The sequence below is a fragment of the Propionigenium maris DSM 9537 genome (genome assembly GCF_027925155.1).
Classification (GTDB): domain Bacteria; phylum Fusobacteriota; class Fusobacteriia; order Fusobacteriales; family Fusobacteriaceae; genus Propionigenium; species Propionigenium maris.
This window is the reverse complement of record NZ_BSDY01000008.1, coordinates 1-22,802: the sequence shown is the minus strand read 5'-3', so window position 1 is coordinate 22,802 and position 22,802 is coordinate 1. Positions and strand designations below refer to the sequence as shown.

The 22,802-nt window shown below is 41.0% G+C and carries 23 protein-coding genes, 1 tRNA gene and 2 rRNA genes; 1 reads left to right on the top strand and 25 read right to left on the bottom strand.

The window, feature by feature from the left end; genetic code table 11:
* Positions 1-285: 285 nt before the first annotated feature.
* Both QMG11_RS09565 and QMG11_RS09560 read right to left on the bottom strand, forming a co-directional pair.
* Entirely contained in the window at positions 286-1,866 is a 1,581-nt protein-coding gene (locus tag QMG11_RS09565) for an AbgT family transporter (protein WP_281835521.1), read from the bottom strand.
* Between the two features lie 192 nt (positions 1,867-2,058).
* Positions 2,059-2,262 (bottom strand): hypothetical protein, encoded by a 204-nt coding sequence (locus QMG11_RS09560; RefSeq protein ID WP_281835518.1) that lies wholly within the window; start codon positions 2,260-2,262, stop codon positions 2,059-2,061.
* Positions 2,263-2,450: 188 nt separating this feature from the next.
* Here QMG11_RS09560 and QMG11_RS09555 point away from each other — a divergent pair, with 188 nt between their 5' ends.
* Entirely contained in the window at positions 2,451-5,450 is a 3,000-nt protein-coding gene (locus QMG11_RS09555) for a DUF748 domain-containing protein (protein WP_281835516.1), read from the top strand.
* Between the two features lie 126 nt (positions 5,451-5,576).
* Here QMG11_RS09555 and QMG11_RS09550 read toward each other — a convergent pair whose 3' ends face one another.
* The 23 genes from QMG11_RS09550 to QMG11_RS09445 form a co-directional block, all read right to left on the bottom strand.
* Complete coding sequence (locus QMG11_RS09550) at positions 5,577-5,798, bottom strand: hypothetical protein (RefSeq protein ID WP_281835514.1); 222 nt, start codon at positions 5,796-5,798, stop codon at positions 5,577-5,579.
* Positions 5,799-6,889: 1,091 nt separating this feature from the next.
* Positions 6,890-7,489 (bottom strand): hypothetical protein, encoded by a 600-nt coding sequence (locus tag QMG11_RS09545; RefSeq protein WP_281835513.1) that lies wholly within the window; start codon positions 7,487-7,489, stop codon positions 6,890-6,892.
* A complete protein-coding gene (locus QMG11_RS09540; protein WP_281835511.1) occupies positions 7,486-8,181 on the bottom strand; it encodes a DUF3800 domain-containing protein in 696 nt (231 codons plus the stop codon). Before QMG11_RS09540 ends, QMG11_RS09545 begins: the two co-directional genes overlap by 4 nt.
* A 342-nt stretch (positions 8,182-8,523) precedes the next feature.
* Positions 8,524-8,928 carry an ATP synthase F1 subunit epsilon gene (gene atpC / locus QMG11_RS09535; RefSeq protein WP_281835510.1) on the bottom strand — a complete coding sequence of 135 codons (405 nt, stop codon included), beginning with the start codon at positions 8,926-8,928 and terminating at the stop codon, positions 8,524-8,526.
* A 2-nt stretch (positions 8,929-8,930) separates the two neighbouring features.
* Complete coding sequence (gene atpD / locus QMG11_RS09530; RefSeq protein ID WP_281835509.1) at positions 8,931-10,334, bottom strand: F0F1 ATP synthase subunit beta; 1,404 nt, start codon at positions 10,332-10,334, stop codon at positions 8,931-8,933.
* Positions 10,335-10,373: 39 nt separating this feature from the next.
* The gene (atpG, locus tag QMG11_RS09525; RefSeq protein WP_281835508.1) at positions 10,374-11,222 is read right to left on the bottom strand and encodes an ATP synthase F1 subunit gamma; all 849 of its coding nucleotides are present in this window, start codon (positions 11,220-11,222) and stop codon (positions 10,374-10,376) included.
* 12 nt (positions 11,223-11,234) lie between these two features.
* Entirely contained in the window at positions 11,235-12,737 is a 1,503-nt protein-coding gene (atpA, locus tag QMG11_RS09520) for a F0F1 ATP synthase subunit alpha (protein WP_281835506.1), read from the bottom strand.
* A gap of 37 nt (positions 12,738-12,774) precedes the next feature.
* Positions 12,775-13,299: an ATP synthase F1 subunit delta gene (gene atpH / locus QMG11_RS09515; RefSeq protein ID WP_281835505.1), complete on the bottom strand. Its 525-nt coding sequence runs from the start codon at positions 13,297-13,299 to the stop codon at positions 12,775-12,777.
* The gene (gene atpF, locus QMG11_RS09510) at positions 13,296-13,802 is read right to left on the bottom strand and encodes a F0F1 ATP synthase subunit B (protein ID WP_281835504.1); all 507 of its coding nucleotides are present in this window, start codon (positions 13,800-13,802) and stop codon (positions 13,296-13,298) included. Before atpF ends, atpH begins: the two co-directional genes overlap by 4 nt.
* An 85-nt stretch (positions 13,803-13,887) precedes the next feature.
* Complete coding sequence (atpE, locus tag QMG11_RS09505; RefSeq protein WP_281835503.1) at positions 13,888-14,160, bottom strand: ATP synthase F0 subunit C; 273 nt, start codon at positions 14,158-14,160, stop codon at positions 13,888-13,890.
* A gap of 65 nt (positions 14,161-14,225) precedes the next feature.
* Entirely contained in the window at positions 14,226-15,032 is an 807-nt protein-coding gene (gene atpB / locus QMG11_RS09500; RefSeq protein ID WP_373877226.1) for a F0F1 ATP synthase subunit A, read from the bottom strand.
* Positions 15,033-15,117: 85 nt separating this feature from the next.
* Positions 15,118-15,501, bottom strand: a complete 384-nt coding sequence (locus QMG11_RS09495) for an ATPase (protein WP_281835500.1) — start codon at positions 15,499-15,501, stop codon at positions 15,118-15,120.
* A 97-nt stretch (positions 15,502-15,598) separates the two neighbouring features.
* The gene (locus QMG11_RS20035) at positions 15,599-15,787 is read right to left on the bottom strand and encodes an AtpZ/AtpI family protein (RefSeq protein WP_373877225.1); all 189 of its coding nucleotides are present in this window, start codon (positions 15,785-15,787) and stop codon (positions 15,599-15,601) included.
* Positions 15,788-15,830: 43 nt separating this feature from the next.
* Positions 15,831-16,559, bottom strand: coding sequence for a class I SAM-dependent DNA methyltransferase (locus QMG11_RS09490; protein WP_281835497.1), 729 nt, complete (start codon positions 16,557-16,559; stop codon positions 15,831-15,833).
* Between the two features lie 263 nt (positions 16,560-16,822).
* On the bottom strand, positions 16,823-18,181 hold the full coding sequence (gene glmM / locus QMG11_RS09485) for a phosphoglucosamine mutase (RefSeq protein WP_281835495.1): 1,359 nt from the start codon (positions 18,179-18,181) through the stop codon (positions 16,823-16,825).
* A complete protein-coding gene (locus tag QMG11_RS09480) occupies positions 18,178-18,690 on the bottom strand; it encodes a Gx transporter family protein (protein ID WP_281835493.1) in 513 nt (170 codons plus the stop codon). The genes glmM and QMG11_RS09480 overlap by 4 nt, the downstream gene beginning before the upstream one ends.
* Positions 18,690-20,123: an adenylosuccinate lyase gene (purB, locus tag QMG11_RS09475; protein ID WP_281835490.1), complete on the bottom strand. Its 1,434-nt coding sequence runs from the start codon at positions 20,121-20,123 to the stop codon at positions 18,690-18,692. The genes QMG11_RS09480 and purB overlap by 1 nt, the downstream gene beginning before the upstream one ends.
* Positions 20,124-20,172: 49 nt before the next feature.
* The gene (gene rimI, locus QMG11_RS09470) at positions 20,173-20,610 is read right to left on the bottom strand and encodes a ribosomal protein S18-alanine N-acetyltransferase (protein WP_281835488.1); all 438 of its coding nucleotides are present in this window, start codon (positions 20,608-20,610) and stop codon (positions 20,173-20,175) included.
* The gene (lepB, locus tag QMG11_RS09465) at positions 20,610-21,530 is read right to left on the bottom strand and encodes a signal peptidase I (RefSeq protein ID WP_281835486.1); all 921 of its coding nucleotides are present in this window, start codon (positions 21,528-21,530) and stop codon (positions 20,610-20,612) included. Before lepB ends, rimI begins: the two co-directional genes overlap by 1 nt.
* A gap of 202 nt (positions 21,531-21,732) precedes the next feature.
* Complete coding sequence (rplS, locus tag QMG11_RS09460) at positions 21,733-22,083, bottom strand: 50S ribosomal protein L19 (protein ID WP_281835484.1); 351 nt, start codon at positions 22,081-22,083, stop codon at positions 21,733-21,735.
* Positions 22,084-22,421: 338 nt separating this feature from the next.
* Positions 22,422-22,497, bottom strand: a tRNA-Trp gene (locus tag QMG11_RS09455).
* 9 nt (positions 22,498-22,506) lie between these two features.
* A 5S ribosomal RNA gene (rrf, locus tag QMG11_RS09450) occupies positions 22,507-22,623 on the bottom strand.
* A gap of 58 nt (positions 22,624-22,681) precedes the next feature.
* A 23S ribosomal RNA gene (locus QMG11_RS09445) occupies positions 22,682-22,802 on the bottom strand; the annotation flags it as partial.

Below are 22,802 nucleotides of genomic sequence, written 5' to 3'. Positions count from 1 at the left end.
GGTCGACTTTAATAATCAGGTCCAAGTTAAAGAGTCCTCTTTTCATGTGATCAGGCTTTAACTCTAAGGATTTACTCAGCCGTCATACAAGTTAAGTTTATCGTAGTGTTTTACATAATTCTTAACCACCAGAACTACGATTGTAGCTGTAAAAAGGCGGATTATGAATAATCTTGCTTAGGAACTATTTGAAAAGAGGTGTCCTTTCTTGGGTACTTTCTTTGGACAAGCAAAGAAAGTAAAAAATAATATTAAAAAAGCCGCCCCAAGGGGCAGCTATAAAGTTTATCCCATTATGTATGTTGTTGCAGTCCCAGGACCGATTGGTATACCAAGCAGAGACCATACCACAAAGAGCACTATCCATCCTCCAAGGAACACCACTGAGTATGGAAGCATCATGGATACAAGGGTTCCTACCCCAAGGTCCTCACCCTTCCTCTTATACTTCACCGCAAAGGCTACGATAATAGGGAAGTAGGACATCAGCGGGGAGATTATGTTGGTTGTGGAATCCCCTATCCTGTATGCCAGCATAGTGTACTCCGGGCTGAACCCCAGCTGCATAAAGAGAGGTACAAATACCGGAGACATCATCATCCACTTACTTGTAAGTCCCCCGATAAAGAGGTTTATTAGCGCTGTGGCTACTATAAAGACAACCATCAGAGGTGTCCCGCTGAATCCTGTGGCCTTAATAGCCTCTGCTCCCCTAACTGCGATTATCGTTCCTATATTGGAAGCTGTAAATGCATAGATAAACTGGGCAGATACAAAGATGATAACTATAACAGCTGCACTCTGCTTCATGGAATCCACCAGACCTGCAACTATATCCTCTCCCCCGTTCTTAAACTTCCTAGATACAAAACCGAAGACCACCCCAGGGAGGAAGAAGAAGATTCCCAGGATAAATACTATGGCCTCCATAAAGGGGTCCACTACCTTTCCACCCTGAGCTGCATAGGCTCCCAGTGGTGCTCCCTCCCTTGTAAGAAGAAGGACTCCCAGTCCAAAAAGAACCACCGACAGTCCAGCTGCTCTCAGTCCCTTAACCTCTAGAGCAGTCAGTTCAAACTCGCTCTTCCCGCTTTCATCGGTATCCCTTCTGTACCTTCCCAAAGCCGGTTCCACGATCCTATCCGTTACCCACCATCCAAGACCTGTTATAAGGAAGGTGGAAACTATTATAAAGTACCAGTTACTTGCTGGATTTATTGTATATGTACTGTCCAGTATCTGAGCTGCCGGCTGGGTTATCCCTGCCATCACTGTGTCCACAGTTCCTATTACCAGGTTAGCTGAAAATCCTCCGGAAACTCCCGCAAAGGCTGCTGCCATTCCTGCCAGGGGATGCCTTCCAAATCCCATGAAGATAATTGCCCCTAGAGGTATGAGCACTACATATCCTGCATCTGCTGCCACATTGGACATTACCCCTGCAAAGATAACCACCGGTGTCACAAGGGCTGCTGGAACTCCCAGTACTATCTTCTTTATAAGGGCATCTATAAGCCCTGATTTTTCTGCTACCCCTACCCCTAGCATCGCTATAAGGATAGTCCCCAGGGCTGGGTGCCCTGTAAAGTTGGGTATGGCCTTTGTAAATAGGTTTCTGATTCCCTCTACAGACATTAGGTTTACTACTCCCGTTGTCTTCTCTACTATACTTCCATTCTCCAGTGTCTCATAGGAAACCTCTACTCCCAACTTGGCCATTACAAGGGATAACACATAGGTTATCACGGTAAAATAAAAAAACATAATTATGGGGTTGGGGAGCTTATTTCCCCCGGTCTCTACTATGTTGAGGAATTTTTGTATTCTTCCCCTTGAACTCTTCTGCTGCGCTACTACACTACTCATATTTTCCTCCCAAAATAAAATGTTGTGTAATTATAGCACAAACGTCATAAATTTTCAGGCTTCATTCCATACTATTATCAATTTGAATACTACTGTTATAATGTATCAATATTTTCTTTTTAGCTCTTAAATTTTAAACCTTTTTGTATAAAAATAAAACAGGAGCCCTAAGGCTCCTGCCATCAAATATCCCTACAGCTTATCGTGGATACTCCCTGTATCACTGCACTTGCATCCAAGGATGATCTCTACCTCTTCCTTATCGATATATCTTACTTCCCATCCTGGGCACTCTGGATCTCCATCGTCAAACCTTACCACTTCTTTTCCCTCAGCTTCAAGCTTTGCCTCAGTTGTTCCCAGATCTCTTAGAAAATCTTCCTTAGTCATCATCATGCTACCTCCTGTTGGAACGATTACAATTTAGTTGTCATTATCTTAAATCTATTATATCACATATAATATCTGAAGCAAGATTTTTTTGTTAAATATCACTTTACACCTAAAAACTTTAATGGGATACTTAGAGGAGAATAGCCACTTTTTTCTAAGAATGTAGTTAAGGATTTTTTTGGAGGTGAAGTATGAAAAAAGTATATAAGATATCCCTAGGGGTGCTGGGGCTTCTCATAGTCATAGGAGCTTTCAGTATAAACTCAATAGTTAAAAACATCCTCATTACCACGGTAAAGGATAGGACAGGAAAGGATATATCCATCAAGTCCCTCTGGCTGAACCCCCTTACTGGTAATATATCGTCCAAGGGGATAGTTGTTTCAGAGGAGGAGAGAACCCTCCTTACCCTTAAGTCCATCAAGGTGGATTCCGATCCCCTGAAGCTTGCCAGGGGGACACTCTATATAGGGGAGATTACCCTTATCGAGCCCACTATAGATATTAGTAAAGGGGAGGACACTCCTTCGGAAGCAGCTGTTCCTGCCGAGCCCCAGCCTGCAGCTGAGGTTTCTGCTGAAGCTACTCCTGAGAAGACCACAGCGGAAGAGGCTCCGGAGAAGGACTCCTTTATAAAGGAGATCATCGTAAAGAATATAACCATCCAGAACCTGGTATTGGAGGGGGAGGACGCTCAGTATAAGTCCCTCAACACCCTCACCCTGGAGGTTCCAGATTTTACCTACAGGGATGATACCCTGAATCTTACCGCTGCTCTTGAGATTATAGACAGCGGTACCCTGGATCTTCTCCTCAATGCCAATACAGCTACAGGAGAGTTTAAGGGAAACCTTTCATCGGAAAAGCTCCTATTAGAAACCTCCCTGACCCAGGAGGGGGAGACCTACAATATTAAGGGACTCTTTACCGGAGGATTAAACCTTTCAGGGGACTACCTGAAAAAGGTATTTAAGGGAGACGGAACCCTCACCCTCACCCAGGGGGAGGTCTCATCCAAAGATAATATACAACTCCTCTCTGCTGAAAGGGTGGATATTAAGCTGGAGGAATTTGCCTATCCAGAGATAGAGGCAGTGTCCACAGGTAGCTTCAAGGTAAACCTTACCTCTGAACTCCTTCCCCTCATACTGAAGGGGAACCAGGATATAGCAGCCACCCTGGGAGGAGGCGAGGTAAAAGGGACCTATACCTTAGACTACCCAAAGATTACAATAACTCCCAAGGTAATTCTGGAGGAGATAGCCCTCCAGCCAACTGAGAAGATTCCCTACGGAGTAACCCTTAAGGTTGCAGAGGGAGGTTACACCATCACCTCGGATCTGGAGAAGAAGATATCCTCTATAGATGGTTTAATCCACCTGAACTCCCTTGATCTTGCGGACAAGGAGGAGAACACCCTCTTCTTCAGAGGTGGACAGATCGACCTTAAGGGAGCCTTTGCAGAGGAGGAGAACAACATCCTCATCAAAAGGCTGATCCTCTCAGAGGGTAGTATCACAGCCAAGGGCAATAGTCTGACCAACGTTTCCCTGGATATCTCCAACATTACAGATAAATCACTGGATTCAGATCTGATCTTCTCAGCTTCAGGGGAGGATTTCTCCAAGGTTTCAGGAAAGATGAAGCTACTTCTCTCCGACCTTAAAAAACCTGAGGATCTTAAGGTCAGCGGAGACCTGGATATAGATGAGCTGAGATTAGAGGGATTAAAGAAGTTTGTAGAGGATCTTCCCTATGAACTCCAGGGAACCATCTCCTCAAGCTCCTACATCACCTACTCCAGGGATAGGATTACCTCAGCAGGAACTATCCAGGGTAGATCTGTAAAGGTTAAGGATAAGGAAGGCCTGGATCTTTCCATAGGCAGCCTGGACTCCACCCTGGATCTGACCCTGGCAGGAGAGGAAGTTACCCTGAACAACACCACCCTCTCCTTCAATAAGATCTCCGGAAGGGTGGATAAGAATACCCAGGTAGATCTTCCGGCGGGAAAGATCTACATAAGGAGGTATACGCCTTCAGATATAAACCTGAACCTCATAAGCCTTAACAGCCCTGCTGTTACCCTCTACACTCCAGCTGAAAAGAAGGGAGATGCTAAGAAGGCTGAAGCTAAGGAAGTGGCTCCTTCCAAGGAGGCTACCAAGAAAACTGTAGCCCCGGCCAAGAAGGCTCCCCTTCCAAGGGTATACATCAAGAGGACCGATATAAAAAATGCTACCCTTACCCAGGTACATGGAAGTAAGAAGACCGTATTTAGAAATATCAAGCTCCTCTCCCAGAACTTTACCTCTGAGAAGAATAAGGAGTTTGCAGTGGATACCTCCCTCTCCCTGGAGGGAATCCAGAGCCTCTACCTCAAGGGAAGGGCTTCCCTCACCAGAGACTGGGAGTTTGATCCCAAGACTATAAACTTCAATGGTGACCTGGGAGTGACAAACCTCGCCCTGGCATCCTTCAATGAGCACCTGGCTAAGGACCTCCCCAACAGGATAGAGGAGGGGACATTAAGCTCCAGGGGTAACCTCATACTGAAGAGGGGGAAAATCTCCTCTGAGAGCAGGCTCAAGATCTCAGACCTTAAGCTGGGAGCCTCTACAGGGGTGGCAAGCAAGGTTCCCCTTCCTAAGGTAGTGGACGCCTTAAGGGACAAAAAGGGGGATATAAATATCGTGGTTCCTGTAGAGGGAGACCTCAACGATCCTGAGTTTGGAGTTGGAAGCATCGTTATGGGTGTCCTCATAGCCAACTTTACCGAGGCTATAAAGACTCCCGAGAAGGCTATCTCCAACATCCTTACCCTGGGTAGCAGCGAGAAGGACAACGTGGTCTACTTCGACTACCTGGACTCGGAACCCAAGTACTCCGACCTGGATAAGCTGCGTAAGGTCATAGAGATCCTTAAGGGGAATCCTGCAGCTAAGGTTAGGGTGACCATCTTCACCAACGACAAGGTGGAGAAGGGGCTCATGAAGACCAAGGATCTCACTGGAATTCTCTTTGGAGGAAAGAAGGAGAGCTCCTCGGATAAGCTGGATGACCTCATGGACGAGAGGAAGGAGTATATCGAAACCTTCCTCGGAGCAGAGGTAGAGAGCAGCAGAGTAGAGGTTATCATCTCCGACAGGGATAAGAACCTGCCCCAGGCCAAGCTTGAAATCATAAAGTAAAAAGGATGGGGGATGCTCCAGCACTTCTAAGCTTATATAATAAAAAAAGGTGTCTCCTGAAGGGACACCTTTTTTAATACCAGCAAGCAGTTTTTATGAACTTCCTTCAATAATAGCAAGCTAGAATTAGCACATAAACTCGTTGGAATCGGGAAGCTCTCCTACGATAAAGCCTTCAGCTGTGATCATGCAGACCTCCTCATCTGCTAGCATAACCATTCCCCCAACTGTAGTTCCACCCTCTATAAAATACTTCACTGTATACCCGTTGATGGTAGATTCCTCTATCCCCTCCATTATCCTGGGACTGTAACTTTTTACAAACTCCATTAACATAGCTTTTGTCATAATTCCTCCCTTCCAACCTTGAGGTTTCAACTCCAATTTTCTTCACAATGTCACAATCTCAGCCAAAATCAAATTGAAACGATATTCAACCACCCAATCTCAACCTCAATACACTTAATACTCTCTATATTCCTTCATAATTTATTTTTTCACTAAATTCACATAGGATGTTTTTTATAACTTAGAAGGGCATATGAAAATAGTGGACTTTTATAAAAAAACTGTATTTTGAAATTATAATTTTTGTATTATGCTGTTACTTCTGTCTTGATACAGAAGTAACCAAGAAATCAAGACCTCTCAAATGTCTCATTTGTAAAACATTCCTCTACGACCTTTGAAAGCTACAGTCCTCGTTCTGTGAGTAGAGAGTTTTGTAAAACACTGCGGAACTTATCCTGTTTAACGGTCTAGCAAATATTTTCTGGCAAAGCTTTATCGACTTGAGAGTTCATTTGATTAAATACTTATTAGGAAAACTAAAAAAAGGACAATTATGATATTGTCCTTTTCTTAGGCGAAGCTGCCAAGACCCTGCGTACTTCAAATACGCCCTCATGTTACGACATCCGGTACCCTGCTCACCGGAATCTCCAGCATCGGAGAGGTGCTCCGAACCAGACTGAAGCTACCAGCATGGAGATAGCTTCCACTTTGACCACCTATTTCCCTGTCTCCAGTTCTACGATCCAATCCTATATTACTGCCCATATAGGGCTGTGAACGGACTATGGAACCATTCAGTGATCTTATTGCCATTTAGATCCTAACAGCTCCTATTTATATTACTTCTCTTACATTAAAGGATTATTAAAACAATTTCGTTACTTCTGTCTTGATACAGAAGTAACCAAGAAATCAAGACCTTCGCTAATTGTCTTTTCAGGCAAGGTCAGAGTTTTCCTTCCTTCTAGGGGCTCAAGATTGAACCTATTCTGCACGACGGAAAAAAGTAAATTCATCCTGTGATGCCTGACGACTATCTTCGGTCATTAAAACTATACTTTTATTTACACTTGTTTTTTCAAAAAAAATTATGTATAATTTAGTAGCTCACATACCAACAGGGTATGAGGAGAATCCGGCAGTGATTACGATCCAGCCGGCTTTTTTATTTTTTGATATCTTTCATATTGCTTATCAAATTTTCTCTTACTTCCTTTTAAAACAACTGGAAATGCGGTTATTAAACGATAAGAGCTTTTTTTATTATCTTCTTCAAAAATAATTATATAGTCAGCTGTTCCCTCCTGGAATCTCAATTTTAATTTTGTTTTGGATTTTTTAGAATTATAAACTTTCCAAACTTTCACTAGTTTACTTTTTTTAGTCGCTAATTTTATAACTTCATCGATCCAAGTTATTCTGCTTCCACGATAAATACATGGAATTCTATCTAAGATTTCTATTAAATCATTAGAGGTTTCTTCCTCACAATGATTTGTATACTCACATACACCAATAGGAACTTCATTAGTACAAGGGTTTACAGTATATTTCTCTGTTTTATCTATGCTAGATAGATGCCAAAAAAATTTACTTTTTCTCTCTATAAACTCCTTATAATCTATAAAAATGAACTTCCCAAATAACCTTGAACGCTTCTTTGGATCTGAATAGATGTTTTGAAACTCATTATATATTTTATCAAAATTTTCATATAAGGGAATTGGCAGATATTGACTTCTCATCTTCTCCCCTCCCAAACTATATAATTAAATTTCTTTTCAAAATATTCACTTTTACCATTAAGGGAATAACCACTTTTTTCTTTTATTAATTTTATTATATCTAACTTACTTTCACTACTATTTAAACCTCTATGATAATAAGAAAAGGCTCCAATAATCAAATCTGTCAATTGAAGTATCTCAGAATGATCAGAATGAATTTGCTCAACTTTTTTTACAATTTCTCTTTCAAAATCATATATTTTATTACAAAGTACTTCATGTAACTTTCTTACCTTTGAACCACCATTAGTATCTTTTATGTCTATAAAAATTCTATAATTATCACTCTTACTTATCATATGGTTTAAAAGTAAAAAATACATTTTATAATACCACTTATTATAATCACCTGAGTTGTACTTTTTATGATCTAGTTTCTTTTTCCCCTTTGCAACTACCCCTCTAAATTCAAGTTCTTTTTTATCAAAAAAATATTCTATCAACTCTTTATACATGTCTATTTTTCCATTCGAAACTTTAGTCCACTTTATTTCAAAATAAGGGCTAATTCCATGCTTTTCTTTTATAGCTCTTATTTCATTAAAAATATCTTTTTTTACTTTGTCATCACAAGAAATTGCACCTAATACCATTATATCATTCCCGTCATTCTCTAAATGACAGCTCTCATCACAATATATAAGTTTCATTGCCTGCCCCCTTAAATCTTAACTGTTCATTATTATACAATAAAATAAGAGATTAAGCTAATGCCCTAGTTACTTCACTCATAAGTTTAGTCCTCATTGAGAAAAAAGAGTAAATGAAGTATGAAAGAAAATTTTAGAAAAATACTCGTCTGTCTGAGCAGAGCGAGTTACGATTTTTTCAAAATTTTCTGATTACAGAATATCTTTTTTCTCACAGAGGCGTCCTTTCTTGGTTCGTTCTTTGGACGAGCAAAGAATGAACGAAAGTCATGAACAAAAAATTATAATTTAGAATAAAGAAAAAAGGGATTAAACCCGTAGGTTTAATCCCTTTAACTTTTATTATAGGTGCTGCTCAGCTAGTCTAACCTTAGTTAGTGCTTCTTGTAGAGCTTTCTGAGTGGCAGCGATATCTCTGTCCTCTTTAAGCTTTCCAAGCTTCTGCTTAGCAACTTCTGCTTCCTTCTTAGATCTCTCTACGTCGATCTCTCTTACGTCCATAGCCTCATCAGCCAGGATCATAACTCTCTCAGCAGAGATGTCCATGAAACCTCCAGAAACGAAGTATCTTACTTCCTCTCCGGCGTTTTTGATCTTCATCTCACCAATTGCAAGCTCAGCTACAAATGGAGCGTGGCCAGCAAGGATACCCATATCTCCTTCAGATGTTCTAAGCATAACAAATTCTGCTTCCTGCTCAAGAACCTTTTTCTGTGGAGTTATAACTTCTAATTTGAAAGTCGCCATGATTACTCAGCTCCCTTCATTAATTCCCTTGCCTTGTTAACTGCCTCATCGATAGATCCAACATATAGGAATGCCTGCTCAGGAAGGTCGTCGTGCTTACCATCTAGGATCTCTTTGAATCCTCTGATAGTTTCCTTAACTGTTACATACTTTCCTTCCATTCCAGTAAACTGCTCAGCAACTGCAAACGGCTGAGAGAAGAATCTTTCGATCTTTCTTGCTCTGTTTACTACGATCTTATCCTCATCAGAAAGCTCGTCCATTCCTAGGATAGCGATGATGTCCTGAAGTTCCTTATATCTCTGAAGTACAGACTGAACTTCTCTTGCAGTGTTGTAGTGCTCGTGTCCGATTACCTGAGGCTCAAGTGCTGTAGAAGTTGAATCTAGTGGGTCTACCGCTGGGTAGATTCCAAGAGATGCAATTCTTCTTGAAAGTACTGTTGTTGCGTCCAGGTGTGTGAACGTAGTTGCTGGAGCCGGGTCAGTAAGGTCATCGGCTGGTACATATACAGCCTGTACCGAAGTGATCGATCCAGTCTTAGTTGATGTGATTCTCTCCTGAAGTCCACCCATCTCTGAAGCTAGGTTTGGCTGGTATCCAACCGCTGACGGCATTCTTCCTAGAAGTGCCGATACCTCTGCTCCTGCCTGAGTAAATCTGAAGATGTTGTCGATAAATAGAAGTACGTCCTGTCCTTCCTTGTCTCTGAAGTTCTCAGCTACAGTTAGTCCAGTAAGTGCTACTCTTAGTCTTGCACCAGGTGGCTCGTTCATCTGTCCGTAAACAAGTGCAGTCTTGTTGATAACTCCAGACTCGCTCATCTCGTCAAAAAGGTCTCTTCCTTCTCTTGTTCTTTCACCTACACCGGCGAATACAGATAGTCCTCCGTGTCCTTGTGCGATGTTGTTGATTAGCTCCATGATAAGAACTGTTTTACCTACTCCAGCTCCTCCAAATAGTCCAATCTTTCCACCCTTTACATATGGAGCAAGCAGGTCGATTACCTTGATTCCAGTTTCGAATACCTCTACTTCTGTTCCCTGCTCCTCAAATGATGGAGCTTCCCTGTGAATAGGAAGACTCTCTTCTGCGCTTACCTCACCAGCTTCGTCAACTGGCTCTCCTAATACATTTAGGATTCTTCCAAGTACTGCCTTACCAACTGGTACAGTGATAGGCGCACCTGTATCTATTACTTCTGTTCCTCTTTGTAGACCTTCAGTTCCATCCATGGCAACTGCTCTAACAACGTTATTTCCTAAGTGCTGCTGTACTTCAACAGTAAGAGTTTCCCCTTCACCAACATTTATCTTAAGTGCGTTGTAGATTTTAGGCAATTCGTTATCGAACTTAACGTCTACTACAGGACCAATTATCTGGGTAATGATTCCCTTATTATCCACTAAATTGCCTCCTTTATAGGATTATTTGCAAGCTGTATTTTATAGTGCAGCTGCTCCACTAACGATTTCAGATAGCTCCTGAGTGATTGCAGCCTGTCTCTCTCTGTTGTACTGAAGAGTTAGGTCCTTTATCATATCCTCTGCGTTATCTGTTGCATTCTTCATGGCATTCTTTCTAGCTGAATGCTCAGATGCTGTATTTTCTAAGATAGCCTGATATAGTTGAATATTCAGGTACTTAGGAAGTAGTGATGAAAGTATACCTTCAACAGATGGCTCAAAGATATAAGTAGTGTTCTCCTCTACCTCTACCTTCTCTACTGGCAGTATCTTCTTAGTTACAAGCTCAGTAGCCATAGCTGAGATAAACTCATTGTATATTACATATACTTCATCAAATATTCCCTCGTAGAAATACTCAACGATATTTTCGCTGATCTCCTTTGCTTTTTCAAACATAGTTTCAGGAATAAGCTGTACGTACTCTGCCTTAAGATCGTAATCTCTCTTCTTGCAGTAGTCTCTGGCTTTCTTTCCAATGGCAATGACAGATACGTCCTTACCACTGTTTTCAGCCATTAGCCTTTCCATCTCCTTCATCGTCTGGTTGTTAAATCCACCACACAGTCCTCTGTCCGATGCCATAACGATGATACCCACCTTCTTGACTTCATCTCTTCCGTCAAATAAAGGGTGCTTTTCATTCTTGATTCCAGCTGCTATATTAGCAAGGATTCCTGCCATACTCTTAGAGTAAGGTTTAGACTGGTTTACAAGAGTTGAAAATCTCTTAAACTTTGTCGATGAAACGATCTCCATCGCCTTAGTTATCTGGTGAGTAGACTTTACACTAGTAATTCTATTCTTTATTTCCTTACTTCCAGCCATTTTCCCACCTCACTAACTGAAGTTCTTCTTGAAGTCTTCTACAGCTTTTTTCATCTTAGCCTCTAAGTCCTTATCAAGAGCCTTCTTTTCTAGGATTTCCTTTAGGATATCAGAGTTGTTTCTAAGATCAGTTAATAGCTCCTGCTCAAATCTTCTTACGTCTGCTAGAGCGATACTGTCAAGAAGTCCATTGATTACCATGAAGAAAGATACAACCTGCTCCTCTACTGGGTATGGGTTGTACTGCGCCTGCTTAAGGATCTCCATGATTCTGTGTCCTCTCTCTAGCTGAGCTTTAGTAGCTGCATCTAGGTCAGATCCAAACTGTGCGAAAGTAAGTAGCTCTGTATACTGAGCAAGCTCAAGCTTTACCTTTGCAGCAACCTGTTTCATAGCCTTGATCTGTGCAGAACCTCCAACTCTCGATACAGAGATACCTGCGTTGATCGCTGGTCTGAATCCTGAGTTGAATAGCTGTGAATCTAGGAAGATCTGTCCGTCAGTGATTGAGATAACGTTTGTTGGGATATATGCTGATACGTCCCCTGCCATTGTCTCGATAATAGGAAGTGCAGTGATTGATCCTGCTCCTAGCTCATCCGACTGCTTTGCAGCTCTTTCTAGTAGTCTTGAGTGAAGGTAGAATACGTCTCCTGGGAACGCTTCTCTTCCTGGTGGTCTCTTAAGTAGTAGAGACATCTCTCTGTACGCTACCGCGTGCTTAGATAGGTCATCATATACGATTAGTACATGCTCACCCTTGTCTAGGAAGTACTCACCCATTGATACACCTGTATATGGTGCCATATATTGAAGTGGAGCCGACTCCGATGCTGTTGCAGCAACGATAGTTGTGTACTCCATAGCTCCAGCGTCCTCAAGTCTCTTAACGATCTGAGCTACTGTCGATCTCTTCTGACCGATTGCTACGTAGATACACTTTACTCCAGTTCCTTTCTGGTTGATTATCGCATCAAGAGCTACCGCTGTTTTACCAGTCTGTCTATCTCCGATAATAAGCTCTCTCTGTCCTCTACCGATAGGTACCATTCCGTCGATTGACTTGATTCCTGTCTGTAGTGGCTCGTGTACTGGCTTTCTAGCGATGATTCCCGATGCTTTTCTTTCGATCTCCATCATTCTTTCACCCTTGATCTCACCCTTACCATCGATAGCCTCTCCTAGTGAGTTAACTACTCTTCCTAGTAGAGATTCTCCAGCTGGTACCGATGTTACCTGTCCAGTTGATCTTACTTCGTCCCCTTCTTTAACTCCAGTAGGGTCTCCAAGGATTACCGCACCTACGTTATTTTCCTCTAGGTTCAGTGCCATCCCCTTTATTCCATTAGGGAACTCTAAAAGTTCTCCCATCTTTGCATTGCTTAGACCGTATACTCTCGCGATTCCGTCACCAACTTCTACAACAGAACCTGAAGTTTTTACATCTAAAGACTTTTTATAATTCTCGATCTCAGTCTTGATTATCGAACTGATCTCTTCCGGTCTTATTTTCAAGTGGTTACACCTCCTGCTTCATGAAATACCAGACACTCTAGCTCTTAGCTATAGTATCAAGTTGTCTTCTTATACTTCCGTCGATAATCTCATCTCCGATTTTGATGATACCTCCGGCGATAATGTTCTTATCTATCTTAACCTCAAGGTTAACTTTTTTACCTGTTTTCTTTTCAAGCTTCGCTATAAGCTTAGCCTTCTGCTCCTCTGTTGGCTCTAGTGCAAATGTCGCCTGTACATCTACCATTTGATTCTTCTCATAGTAGATCTTCAGAAACTCTGCTACAATACCTCTGATATTAGATAGTCTTCCCTTATCTACAAGGTAGAATAGGATGTCCATGCTAAACTCTTCCATATCTGCTAGTACCTTCGTCAGGAACTCCTTCTTTTCTTCATTCTTTACAAGAGGATGATCCACAAGGTTTTTGAACTCCTTGTCCTCCATGTAAAGCTCCATTACAGAGTTTAAGTCTCCGTGCAGGTCTTTTACTTTGTCGCTTTTCTCGGCAATTTCATAGATTGCTTCTGCATATCTTCTACCGATCTGTGCGTCCATCATTTCTCTTCCCCTACCTCTTCGATGAAGTTATCCAGTAGGTTTGCTCCTAGGTTTGTATCAAGCTTTTCAGCGATCATCTTCTCTGCAAGCTTAACTGCTAGGTCAGTAACCTCTCCTTGAAGCTCTTTTCTTGCTTGTTCCTTCATTTTTTGAACTTCCACATCAGCAGACTTAATAGTCTTTTCTCTCTGAGTGTTAGCCTCTTTTAAGATAGATTCCTTTCTTTCCTCAGCCTTTTTCTCAGCTTTTAAAAGGATCTCTGTTGCTTCTGCCTTTGCAGACTTAAGGATATCTTCGCTCTCCTTGTTTGCTTTTGCAGCCAGCTCTCTATCTATTTCAGCTTGTTTCAGCTCATTTGCGATCTTTTCTTTTCTTGCGTCTAATATCTTGGCGATAGGCTTTTGAAAGTACTTCTTAAAGAAGAACATTAAGATCAAAAAGTTGATTATCTGCCAAAACATATTAATGTCAATAGACACTGCAGGCATATTTTGTGGTGCCAAGTCGTCTACCTCCTTCCTGTGAAGCGATTTTTATGCAACGCGTGCACTTGTAACAAATCAAGCCCTAAAGCTTGTCCATATGCTATTATCCAGCGATTAGTCCGATGAATGGGTTAGCGTATAGTAGGATTAGTGCGATAACTAGTGAGTAGATACCAGTTGACTCGGCTACTGCCTGTCCAAGTACCATTGTAGAGATGATGTCTCCCTTTGCTTCTGGTTGTCTAGCTACAGATTCTACTGCCTTTCCTGCTGCGTATCCCTGACCTACTCCTGGTCCGATACCTGCGATCATTGCTGCTCCTGCACCTAGTGCTGACGCTGCTAGTACTATTGTTCTTAATAAAGTCATTTCCATTTTTAGTTGCCTCCTTTTAATAATAAGATCTCATTTTATAAAAATAGTATCTTTTAAAAACCTTTTTAATCTTCTATGTATTCATGACCGTCTACTGATCCCTGGATATAAACCATTGTCAGCATGATGAATACAAAACTCTGTACAATTCCACTGAATAGATCGAAGTACAGGTGCATTGGTGCTGGTACTACTGCTGGAGCTGCTGTATATAGCAGTCCAATGATAACCATACCTGCAAACATGTTACCAAAAAGTCTGATAGAGATGTTTGTTGGTTTTGCTAGCTCTCCTACTAAGTTGATTGGGAACATTAGAGGCATAGGCTCAAATAGTCCCTTGATATAACCTAGAGGACCCCCTACTTTAAATGATGCTGCTAAGAACGTAAATGTTGTTATCAGCGCTAGTCCCACAGTAGTGTTTAAGTCTGCTGTAGGTCCTCTAAATGCAGGTGCTATCGTAAATATCCCATCCTTGATACTGATTCCAGGAATCGGGAAGAACGATAACAGGTTGGAGAAAAGTATAAATAATAGTAGTGTTGAAATGTAAGTATAATACTTCTTCTTCCATGACCCTAGAGTTCCCTCGACTATACTGTCAAGACCTTCATAGAGCGTTTCGAAAAAGGCTTGCTTTTTAGACGGTAACACATCAAGGTTGCTAGAAGCGCATCTAAAGATTAGTATAAGAACTGCCATAACAAACCAAGTACTTATTACAGTAATAGTTACTGGTAATCCAAAGCTTCCTGGTGACATCTCCATTGCAAATGGGAAATCATGAAGAAACTCAGGAACCGGTACAAAGAACATTATCTTAGGTCCCTCTACTAAAGGTGGCGTTTCAAACCCTACTATGTTAGCCATTTTAAGAGCAAATGTTACCACTGCTATTATTCCGGCAAGAATTATAGGTCCAAATTTTTTCATAATCGTCTGCTTACCTCCTTTCTTATTTAATTTTATCTAGCTTATTTACAAGTTTTTTAAAAAACGTTGCTAATGTCATCAGCGCTATATTGGCCTTTACGTTGAGAAGACCCATAGCTCCCCCTACACCCATAGAGGTTCCAAAGAACTTTAATAAAACTCCTAAAAATACACCATATATGACATACCTCTTCATGTAACCAGTTAGGGTTATCCTAAAGGCATTGTCACTCCTCACTGCTGCTTCAGCTTCCATATATATACTATAAAAGCACATTGCAGAGATTAAGGATCCTACAAATACACCAATATAGACAACAGCACTCCTTACCAATATACCATAAAGAAACACAATTAGTGAAGAGATTATCGAATTTTTTAGTATTTTTTTTATATCACTATTCATATATCCCCCAGAATCATTACAAAACAAACGAAATATCCTTTATTCTAAAGGTCTAAAAAGAGTCCTTTTGTTTTTTTATAACTGCGATTAATTTTGATTACTTCTTTTTCAGGATCAATCTGAAGACGTTATAGAAGCCGCTAAAAATCCCGATTAATAACAGTATTACGAACAAAACTGTACTGGAAAAAAAGTATTTTTCTATAACTTTGTATATAAACACGAAAAAAAGTATATTGAAAACCATCACAAAGCCCAAATACCCTAGTAGGGAGGCATAGTACATAAATTCATTATATTTCTCATAAAATTTCATAGGCTCCCCGCCTCTACTTACTCTTCTTCTCGAGGGTATAGAAGTATCTTCTCCCTGCGAGTTCAGAGTTTTCATATATTCCCCTTACATCCAGTCCTGCCTCTTCAGCGCACTGGCCTATCTCCTCATGGGTAAATACCTTCTTTTCGTAGTCCTCTATATATTTATCGTAGCTTCCCATGTCATTTTTAACAAAGAAGGTTGTATCTATATAGTCCAGTCCAGTCTCTTCATCATACTCGTGCTCCCAGATTACAGTCATATTCTCCCTCTCATCCAGGAAGACTCCCCCGGGAAACATCTCCTCCATGAACTCCCTGTCCACCACATCAAATATATAGACTCCATCTTCCTCCAGGTGGTTGTAGATCCCCCTGAAGAGTTTTACCAGGTCCTCCCTGTTTGTCAGGTGATTCACTGTGTCGAACATAGATACTATTACATCGTATCTCTTACCTAGGGAGAGTTCTCTCATGTCTTGCTCATAGAGAGGCACCTCCACACCTTCGCTGTTCAACTTTTCACTAGCTCTTTTTAGCATTCCAGAGGACAGATCTGCCCCCTCGCACTTAAAATCATGGTGAGCTCTCAGAAGAATTTCTCCCGTTCCGCATCCCAGGTCCAGAAGTTTGTCTCCCTGAACCTCAGTTACACCTATCAACTGGCAGAGTGTCTCATACCACAGGTCATAATCTGCATACTCCATAAATTCATCGTATACCTTTGAAAATTCCTTATACATCTTCCTTCACCCTTCCAAAAGGTTTTGAATCTGTTACTAGATTTTATCACCTTTTACTATCATACCATTTTTTTCACTATTTTTAAACGACATTTGACATAAGTTAACATCTTTTGTGCATAAAGTAACCAGATTCTTTATTTAAACTGCTTTTTTTTGATCACCAAGTTACTTATACTTACTTCCCTTTCTATTTCCTTTACAGAAAAAGCATTTAAAAATAGGGATGCTCACACCCCTATTTTCATTAAAGTATTCAGAGTTTATACCAGCTCTTCCTTAACTACATTAGCTATCTCTTCAGCCACTCTGACTACCATCTCTTCCTCTTTACCCTCTACCATTACTCTTACAATTGGTTCCGTTCCAGAAGTTCTTACAAGAACTCTTCCAAGGCCTGCCATCTCCTCTTCCTTTTCCGAGATGAATCCGGTTATCTTGGAGTTTTTAGACCACGTATTCTTCTTATCTCTGTCCACCCTTACATTGATAAGGGTCTGAGGCCAGTCCACTATCTCGGCAACTACCTCATCCAGTGTCCTTCCACTGTCTCTTAGGGACTCCACAAGCTTTAGAGAGGTCATTACTCCATCTCCCGTCGGGTTGTAGTCCAGCAGGATTATATGACCAGACTGCTCTCCCCCTATATTCAGCCCCTGGTTCTTCATCTTCTCCAGAACATATCTGTCCCCTACATTTGCTCTTACAAGCTCTATTCCATTATCTATAAGGTATTTTTCAAACCCCATATTACTCATAACTGTAGTTACAACTCTGTTGTTGTTCAGCTCTCCCTTCTTCTTCATATCCAGAGCAAGGGTAGCTATGATCTTGTCACCGTCCACTATTTTACCATTTTTGTCCACGGCAATCAACCTATCAGCATCACCGTCATACGCAAGTCCAAGGTCCGCCTCATATCCCATCACTACCTTTGCCAGGATTTCCGGGTGGGTAGAACCGCACTTTACATTGATATTTGTTCCGTTGGGAGCGTCGTTTATTACCACGATCTCAGCCCCTAGAGCCAGGAATGCATCCTTTGCTATCCTGTATGCAGAACCATTGGCTGCATCTAGGATAATCTTCATCCCCGAGAAGTCTCCCTTTACAGTAGATGTAAGGTAGTCTCTGTATAGGTAGTAGTCGTCGTCTGCTACCTTGAACTTCCCTACCTTATCCCCAGGCATACACTCCTTGGAGATATTTTCAAAGTCGTCCATAAGGGCTTCCAGCTCCAGCTCCACCTCATCTGGCAGCTTGTAACCAGTGGCAGCAAAAATCTTGATTCCATTGTCCTTTGCCGGGTTGTGGGAAGCTGATATCATGATTCCCGCCTGAGCCTTCTTCTTTCTTGTGATGTAGGATACTCCTGGAGTAGGTATTACTCCTACAAAATCTATATTTACTCCCATGGAGGTAAGTCCTGCAAATAGTGCCGATCTCAGCATATATCCCGAGATCCTTGTGTCGCTTCCCATAATTACAGTTATATTTTTCTTCTCTGGATTCTTCTTTCTTAAGTAGTATCCCAGGGCATACCCAAGTCTCAGTGCTATATCCACTGTAAGCTCCTTGTTAGCTTCTCCCCTTATTCCGTCTGTTCCAAAGTATTTCCTCATATACTCCTCCTCTTTAAATTCATCTTTTCACCTAGATAACCTGTGAAGATTCCAGATGCACAACCTATGGATAAAAATATCAGCACAAAGGTCAATATGGATCTGGAGTAAAACTCTATATTTCTAAATAGCAGAAAGTACACCACAACTAACTGGGTTGTATTGTGTATTACTGCTGATAGTGCACTTATAGCTAGCAGGCTCAGGTTCTCCCTAAACCTGTATAGGAACACCATAGTTCCCGTACTCACACACCCCGCTGTTATACTTACAAAGAATCCCGGGGTAAATAATGTTCCGAGCATTAGACCCTGAATTACTACACGGAGCATTACCACTTCAAAGGCCATCTTCCTGTCAAACTTCTCCATGGCTATTAGGGTAGCCAGGTTGGCAAGTCCCAATTTCATCCATGGAAAGGGTTTGGGGATGAGGCTCTCTGCTAAAGAAAAATAGAGGGCTACCAAGACTAAGGCAGCCAGGTATCCCTCTCTTTTGTTAAGCTTCATTATACTCTTAGATCTGCTTCCATTCCCAGAAGATCGCTGTACTTTTCTATTATTGGCTTTACCTCAGTTTCAACAAACTCTACAGTCTGCTCACTTGCAAAACCAACAAAGTTCTTAGGGTCTAAGATCTCCAGTAATCTTTTCTTATCTATATTGAAGTTCTCATCTGCGATGATTCTTTCAATCAGGTCATTATCTTTTCCTTCTAGCTTTACTACTTTACCAGCTTCCATAGAGTGAACTCTGATAAGCTCGTGAAGCTCCTGTCTGTCTCCGCCGTTCTTTACACCCTCCATGATGATGTACTCAGTTGCCATGAATGGAAGCTCAGCCATTACATGCTTCTCTATCATCTTAGGGTATACCACAAGACCGTTCATTACATTCTGCCAGATTACAAGAATTGAATCCACTGCAAGGAATGCCTGAGGTATAGATAGTCTCTTGTTTGCAGAGTCATCCAGTGTTCTCTCAAACCACTGAGTAGATGCTGTCATAGCTGTAGATTGCTGCATAGCAATTACAAACTTAGCAAGTGATGAGATTCTCTCACTTCTCATTGGGTTTCTCTTATATGCCATCGCTGAAGATCCGATCTGCTTCTTTCCAAATGGCTCCTCTAACTCCTTAAGGTTCTGAAGTAGTCTCAGGTCGTTGGTAAACTTGTGAGCCGACTGGGCTATGTTAGCCAGCAGGTTAAGCATCTCTGAATCTACCTTTCTGTCATATGTCTGTCCAGTTACTAGGAATCTCTTGTCGAATCCCATCTTTTCAGCTACCATCTGATCTAACCTCTTTACCTTTGAGAAGTCTCCGTCAAATAGCTCCATGTAGCTTGCCTGAGTTCCAGTTGTTCCCTTTACCCCTCTGAATCTTAGAGTTTCAATTCTAAACTCCAGCTCCTCCAGGTCTAGAAGCAGGCTCTGTAGCCAAAGTGTTGCTCTCTTACCAACTGTAGTCAGCTGAGCTGGCTGGAAGTGGGTAAATCCTAGAGTAGGAAGGTCCTTCTGCTCCATAGCAAACTTTGCTGTAGACTCCATTACAGTAACTATCTTTCCCTTAAGTATATTTAATCCGTCCTTTATCTGGATAAGGTCGGTATTATCTCCCACATATGCACTTGTTGCTCCAAGGTGAATAATCGGCATAGCCTTTGGTGCCTGAGTTCCGAATGTGTGAACGTGAGCCATTACATCGTGTCTTACCTCTAGCTCCTTTGCCTTTGCCATCTCATAGTCAATATTGTCAACTACTGCCTTCATCTCTTCAATCTGCTCATCTGTGATGTTCAGCCCCAATTCCTTCTGAGATTCAGCAAGCGCTATCCATAGCTTTCTCCAAGTCGAAAACTTCTTATTTGGTGAGAAGTTCTCCAGCATCTCCTTAGATCCATATCTTTCCACTAACGGGTTTGAATAAACATTATTTTCCATCATTTCATCCTTTCAAATTCATTTTTTATGATTAATGTTTTAACTAGTGTTATTTTCCTAAAACCAGTATCAGGGCATCCTCCCCTGTATCCCTGTAATAACCCCTTCTTAACCCTATTTTCCTAAAACCTAATTTTTCATATAACCTTATTGCGCTCTTGTTGCTCTCCCTTACCTCTAGCATGAGATCAGTTTCCATAGATTCAAAGGACTTCTCTATGAGTTTTCCTCCCAGTCCCCTTCCCCTGTATTCGTCATCAACTCCTACCTTGATGATTTCATGGATATCCACACTGTCATAGGTTATGAGGTAACCTGCTAGGGTACCTCCATACCATACTCCCCAGAAGGAGTATCGGTCGTTTCTATACATCTCCTCTATCTCTTTTTCATTGAAATAGTTTGTTGAAAAACATCTTTTTTCCAGTTTCTTTACCAGGTTTAGCTCCCCTAGAGCTATCCCCCTTACATTCACCCTCTTATCCATTACTTTAAGAGTCCTATCCTGTTAAGAGGCCAGAATCTGATGAAGGCCTTTCCCTTAATTCTGCTCTCAGCCACAAATCCCCACATTCTGGAGTCATAGCTTCCATTGGTATTATCCCCAAGGGCCAGGTAGTAGTCCTCCTGTACAATCCCCTCATAGGTCTTACCGTTAAGAAGTAGGTTTACAACATTCTCATCGTGAATGTAATCCAGTAACATCCCTGTTTTCTTACCATTTATATAGAACTCCACATCTGGGAGTATCTGACTTATTGCTGCTGGGGCACTTAACAGCTCCTTCTGTATCTTCTCTATATCCCCGCTTTTAAATTCAGTTGTGTAGTTGGCTCCAGGTACAATCTTCACTGTATCCCCCTTTTTAGGAACTATCCATGTATTGTAACCTAGCTGGCCGAGGTTGGAATACTCCCTCTCCTCCACCTTCCTTCCATTGATATAAAGATGACCATACTCTATCTCTACAGTATCTCCTGGCCTTCCCATAAGTCTTTTTGTATAGAGTACCTTGTTCTCCACAGGCTCCTTAAATACAATTATATCCTGCAGCTCAGGCTTTTTAAACTTATAGATCACCATATTTCCAAAAAGTCTGTCCTTTGGAACTATAGTAGGTATCATAGACCCTGTAGGTACTAAAAAGTTACCCAGATAGAATTTTTGTATCAATAGAACAAGAATCAGTGCTGACCCTATTGTCTCTATAAAGTTTACAGTTTTTCTAAGTATCTTTTGTGCTGTGTCTCCCTTTAAGCTCAGTATACCTATTAGCTTGTCTGAAAATGAATCCCTGTACCCTCTTATTACAGCCACCACTTCCTTCTCCTTTATCCAGAGAAAAAGAAAGAGCGTTGTTAAGACAAGGTAGAAGATGCCATTAACTATTATCTTGCTCTTCTCCATAACTTAGCCACCTCTTTATAAAAATTCTTCCTTATTATAACAGAAAAATCTCATTTTTTCGAACTTTTTAAGGTCATTTAATCCACCAATAGCTTTTTAAACCCTTAATCTTTCTTAAGTTTTACTCCTTTGATCCCCTCAATACTCCCTCTAAAAGAAAAAGAGTCCGGGTTTAAAACCTGGACTCTTATAAAAGTAATAATTACTTTCTGATCTCTTTGATTCTTGCTTTCTTTCCAGAAAGTCCTCTTAGGTAGTAAAGCTTTGATCTTCTTACCTTACCAATTCTCTTAACTTCGATCTTTTCGATCATTGGAGAGTTAACTGGTATGATTCTCTCTACACCGATTCCTGAAGATATCTTTCTTACAGTGAATGTCTTAGCAACTGATCCACCAGATACTCTGATTACTACACCTTCAAAAAGCTGAACTCTTTCCTTGTCTCCCTCTTTAACTTTGTAGTGAACAACGATAGTGTCTCCTGCCTTGAACTCAGGAATGTCAGTTCTTAGGTAGTTTTGCTCTACTAATTGGATTAACTTTTCTTTCATTTTCTTCCTCCTCGAAGTATTCATTTAACTATTCCATTAAAGCGGAATACTGATTTATAACTTTAGTATTTTATCACGATTATAAGATTTCGTCAATCTATAAAACCTTAAATAACTTAATATGTACATATTCAATAATAACAGTAGTTATATCGGCATCAAATCCTTATTTTAAAGGAGTTCCCTCTGCAATTATCTCCTTACTTTCTTAAATATTTCAGGCTAAACCAAGGAATTATCCCCTGACCTTCTTAATTGAGACCCAGTCTTATATCTAGAACTTTATTATTATCTATATACAATAAAAAAAGTGCTCCTAAAAGCACTTTGAATTCATATGGCAGGACAGTAGGGACTCGAACCCTAAACCCGCGGTTTTGGAGACCGCTACTCTACCAATTGAGCCACTGTCCTATAAAAAAAACTTGGCAAGTTCCTATCCTCCCAGGGGGCTGCCCCCCAAGTACTTTCAGCGTTTACGGGCTTAACTTCTGGGTTCGATATGTGACCAGGTGTACCTCCGTAGCTATTCTCACCAAGCTATCTATTGAATTGTCATAGACATTCAAAACTATATAGTAGATTGTAGATCTTTCTTTTGGTTAAGACTTCGACATATTAGTATTGGTCAGCTAAAGGTCTCACAACCCTTACACCCCCAACCTATCAACCTCCTAGTCTCGAAGGTGTCTTAGATCATAAAGATCAGAGTACTTATC

Coding starts and splice junctions, on each gene's coding strand:
- QMG11_RS20035 (WP_373877225.1), bottom strand. CDS start 15,787: ATGTACTATGCCTCCCTACTAGGGTATTTGGGCTTTGTGATGGTTTTC.
- QMG11_RS09560 (WP_281835518.1), bottom strand. CDS start 2,262: ATGATGATGACTAAGGAAGATTTTCTAAGAGATCTGGGAACAACTGAG.
- rimI (WP_281835488.1), bottom strand. CDS start 20,610: ATGGATAAGAGGGTGAATGTAAGGGGGATAGCTCTAGGGGAGCTAAAC.
- atpC (WP_281835510.1), bottom strand. CDS start 8,928: ATGGCGACTTTCAAATTAGAAGTTATAACTCCACAGAAAAAGGTTCTT.
- QMG11_RS09565 (WP_281835521.1), bottom strand. CDS start 1,866: ATGAGTAGTGTAGTAGCGCAGCAGAAGAGTTCAAGGGGAAGAATACAA.
- atpE (WP_281835503.1), bottom strand. CDS start 14,160: ATGGAAATGACTTTATTAAGAACAATAGTACTAGCAGCGTCAGCACTA.
- atpH (WP_281835505.1), bottom strand. CDS start 13,299: ATGATGGACGCACAGATCGGTAGAAGATATGCAGAAGCAATCTATGAA.
- purB (WP_281835490.1), bottom strand. CDS start 20,123: ATGGAAAATAATGTTTATTCAAACCCGTTAGTGGAAAGATATGGATCT.
- QMG11_RS09545 (WP_281835513.1), bottom strand. CDS start 7,489: ATGAGAAGTCAATATCTGCCAATTCCCTTATATGAAAATTTTGATAAA.
- QMG11_RS09480 (WP_281835493.1), bottom strand. CDS start 18,690: ATGAAGCTTAACAAAAGAGAGGGATACCTGGCTGCCTTAGTCTTGGTA.
- QMG11_RS09555 (WP_281835516.1), top strand. CDS start 2,451: ATGAAAAAAGTATATAAGATATCCCTAGGGGTGCTGGGGCTTCTCATA.
- atpG (WP_281835508.1), bottom strand. CDS start 11,222: ATGGCTGGAAGTAAGGAAATAAAGAATAGAATTACTAGTGTAAAGTCT.
- QMG11_RS09540 (WP_281835511.1), bottom strand. CDS start 8,181: ATGAAACTTATATATTGTGATGAGAGCTGTCATTTAGAGAATGACGGG.
- lepB (WP_281835486.1), bottom strand. CDS start 21,530: ATGGAGAAGAGCAAGATAATAGTTAATGGCATCTTCTACCTTGTCTTA.
- QMG11_RS09495 (WP_281835500.1), bottom strand. CDS start 15,501: ATGAATAGTGATATAAAAAAAATACTAAAAAATTCGATAATCTCTTCA.
- glmM (WP_281835495.1), bottom strand. CDS start 18,181: ATGAGGAAATACTTTGGAACAGACGGAATAAGGGGAGAAGCTAACAAG.
- QMG11_RS09490 (WP_281835497.1), bottom strand. CDS start 16,559: ATGTATAAGGAATTTTCAAAGGTATACGATGAATTTATGGAGTATGCA.
- QMG11_RS09550 (WP_281835514.1), bottom strand. CDS start 5,798: ATGACAAAAGCTATGTTAATGGAGTTTGTAAAAAGTTACAGTCCCAGG.
- atpB (WP_373877226.1), bottom strand. CDS start 15,032: ATGGCTAACATAGTAGGGTTTGAAACGCCACCTTTAGTAGAGGGACCT.
- rplS (WP_281835484.1), bottom strand. CDS start 22,083: ATGAAAGAAAAGTTAATCCAATTAGTAGAGCAAAACTACCTAAGAACT.